This is a genomic window from Burkholderia sp. LMG 13014, assembly GCF_905232215.1.
Taxonomy (GTDB): Bacteria; Pseudomonadota; Gammaproteobacteria; order Burkholderiales; family Burkholderiaceae; genus Burkholderia.
This window is the reverse complement of the sequence record NZ_CAJNKE010000668.1, coordinates 1-3,013: the sequence shown is the minus strand read 5'-3', so window position 1 is coordinate 3,013 and position 3,013 is coordinate 1. Positions and strand designations below refer to the sequence as shown.

The following is a 3,013-nucleotide window of genomic DNA, read 5'->3' as shown; positions in this document are numbered from 1 at the left end:
GGCGCGGCCCGATGGAGGGCAACAGCAGTGCGACCGAAATCGACCGCTTCCTGACAGAACGAGGTATCGCATGTCCGGCCTGACGACCTTCGCCGAACGTTCACGACCCGCGCACGCGGACGCCGTGCTGCGGATGATCTTCGACGCGAACCGCGCGGACGCGCAGCGCGGCATCTATTCGATCTGCAGCGCGCACCGGCTCGTGCTGGAGGCCGCGTGCGAAGCGGCGCGCGCGGACGGTTCGCCGCTGCTGATCGAGGCGACCTGCAACCAGGTGAACCATCTCGGCGGCTATACGGGCATGACGCCCGCCGATTTCCGCCGCGATGTCGACGCGATCGCCGCGCGTTGCGGGCTTGCACCGTCGGCGCTCGTGCTCGGCGGCGATCATCTCGGGCCGAACCCGTGGCGGCATCGCCGCGCGGCCGATGCGATGCGCGAGGCCGGCGCGATGGTGGCCGCGTACGTCGAAGCCGGCTTCGAAAAGATCCACCTCGATGCGAGCATGGCATGCGCGGACGATCCGGTGCGGCTCGACGATCGCACGATCGCCGCACGCGCGGCCGGACTGTGCCGCGCGGCGGAAGACGCGGCAGCGCGCACCGGCATCGCGCCCGTCTACGTGATCGGCACCGAGGTGCCGACGCCGGGCGGCGAAGTCAGCGGTAACGACAGCGATGCGGCGATCGCGCAGATCGCGGTCACGCGCAGCGACAGCATCGCGGCGACGCTCGATGCGCACCGCCATGCGTTCGCGGCGGCCGGTCTCGACGATGCGTGGACGCGCGTTGTCGCGATCGTCGCGCAGCCGGGTGTCGACTTCGACGATCGCCACGTGCTCGACTACGACAGTGCGAAGGCCGCGTCGCTGGGCGCGAGTATCCTGCAGACACCGGGCCTCGTGTTCGAAGCGCATTCGACCGACTACCAGACCGAAGGCGCGCTCGCCGCGCTCGTGCGCGACCACTTCGCGGTACTGAAGGTCGGCCCCGCGCTGACGTTCGCGTTGCGCGAGGCGCTGTTCGCGCTGACCTTCATCGAGGACGCACTGATCGGCGAACTCGCGCAGCGCTCGCGGTTGCGCGACGTGGTCGACGCCGCGATGCGTGCGCAGCCCGAGCACTGGGCACCGTACTACCGCGGCGACGAAACCGAGCAGCGGCTCGCACGCCAGTTCAGCTACAGCGACCGGATCCGCTACTACTGGCTGCAGCCGGCCGTTGCTGCCGCGGTCGAGCAGCTGTTCGACAACCTCGCGCGGCAGCCGGTGCCGGAGACGCTCGTCGCGCAGTGGCTGCCGGACGTGTACGCGGCCTGCCGCGCGGGAGGGCTCGCGAAGGCGCCGCGCGCATGGGTGCGCCACCGGATACGCGACGTGATCGCGCACTATGCGCGCGCGTGCGGAATGCAGCGGCCGGCATGACGGGTCGCGAAGTCAATGCAGTACCGACGACACTTCGAAAAAATCACAGGAGACATGCCATGCAACGAAAGATGCTCGACGCCGCCGCACGCGGCTTCGCCGGAGCCGCGCTCGCGACGGCAGCCTGCGCCGCGTCCGCCGGCACGCTGACGATCGCGACGCTGAACAATCCCGACATGATCGAGCTGAAGAAGCTGTCGCCGGCCTTCGAGAAGGCGAACCCGGGCATCCAGCTGAACTGGGTGATCCTCGAGGAGAACGTGTTGCGCCAGCGCGCAACGACCGACATCACGACCGGCAGCGGCCAGTTCGATGTGATGGCGATCGGTACCTACGAGACGCCGCAGTGGGGCAAGCGCGGCTGGCTCGCGCCGATGACGGGCCTGCCCGCCGATTACGACCTGAACGACATCGTGAAGACTGCGCGCGACAGCCTGTCGTACAACGGCCAGCTCTACGCGCTGCCGTTCTACGTCGAGAGCTCGATGACGTTCTACCGCAAGGACCTGTTCGCGGCGAAGGGGCTGAAGATGCCCGACCAGCCGACCTACGACCAGATCGCCGAATTCGCGGACAAGCTCACCGACAAGGCGAAGGGCACCTACGGGATCTGCCTGCGCGGCAAGGCCGGGTGGGGCGAGAACATGGCGTACGTGTCGACGGTCGTGAATACGTTCGGCGGGCGCTGGTTCGACGAGAACTGGAACGCGCAGCTCACGTCGCCGGAATGGAAGAAGGCGATCAACTTCTACGTGAACCTGCTGAAGAAGAACGGCCCGCCGGGCGCCAGCTCGAACGGCTTCAACGAGAACCTGACCCTGACCGCATCGGGCAAGTGCGCGATGTGGATCGACGCGACGGTCGCGGCCGGGATGCTCTATAACAAACAGCAGTCGCAGGTGGCTGACAGGATCGGCTTCGCGGCCGCGCCGGTCGCCGCCACGCCGAAGGGTTCGCACTGGCTGTGGGCGTGGGCGCTGGCCGTGCCGAAGACATCGAAGCAGCAGGACGCCGCACGCAAGTTCATCGCGTGGGCGACGTCGAAGCAGTACATCGAGATGGTCGGCAAGGACGAGGGCTGGGCGTCGGTGCCGCCGGGCACGCGCACGTCGACCTATCAGCGCCCTGAGTACAAGGCCGCTGCGCCGTTCTCGGACTTCGTGCTGAAGGCGATCGAGACGGCCGACCCGAACGATCCGTCGCTGAAGAAGGTGCCGTACACGGGCGTGCAGTACGTCGGGATTCCTGAATTCCAGTCGTTCGGCACGGTGGTCGGCCAGTCGATTGCCGGCGCGGTGGCCGGCCAGATGACGGTCGACCAGGCGCTTGCCGCCGGGCAGGCCGCCGCCGACCGCGCGGTCCGGCAGGCCGGCTACAAGAAGTAACGCGGCCCGCACCGTGCGCGGTGGCGCACGGTGCGCGTCGTCGAAGCTGACAGGCGGGCTGGCCTTCGCGCCCGCGCATCAACCGGAGGGACTCCGATCATGCGTCACCTGCGTCTTCCCCTGAGCCACGCTCACGCGCCGTCGGTCGGCGACGCGTCGTCACCGCCCGGCGCGCCGCGCCGCGCCTGGCGCTTATACACATCTC

General features: G+C 68.6%; 2 protein-coding genes. Both read left to right on the top strand.

What is annotated here, in order from left to right:
* Window positions 1–70: 70 nt before the first annotated feature.
* A complete protein-coding gene (locus JYJ84_RS32785) occupies window positions 71–1,423 on the top strand; it encodes a D-tagatose-bisphosphate aldolase, class II, non-catalytic subunit (protein WP_175223411.1) in 1,353 nt (450 codons plus the stop codon).
* Window positions 1,424–1,482: 59 nt separating this feature from the next.
* Window positions 1,483–2,808 carry a sugar ABC transporter substrate-binding protein gene (locus tag JYJ84_RS32780; RefSeq protein ID WP_122946152.1) on the top strand — a complete coding sequence of 442 codons (1,326 nt, stop codon included), beginning with the start codon at window positions 1,483–1,485 and terminating at the stop codon, window positions 2,806–2,808.
* Window positions 2,809–3,013: the final 205 nt, after the last annotated feature.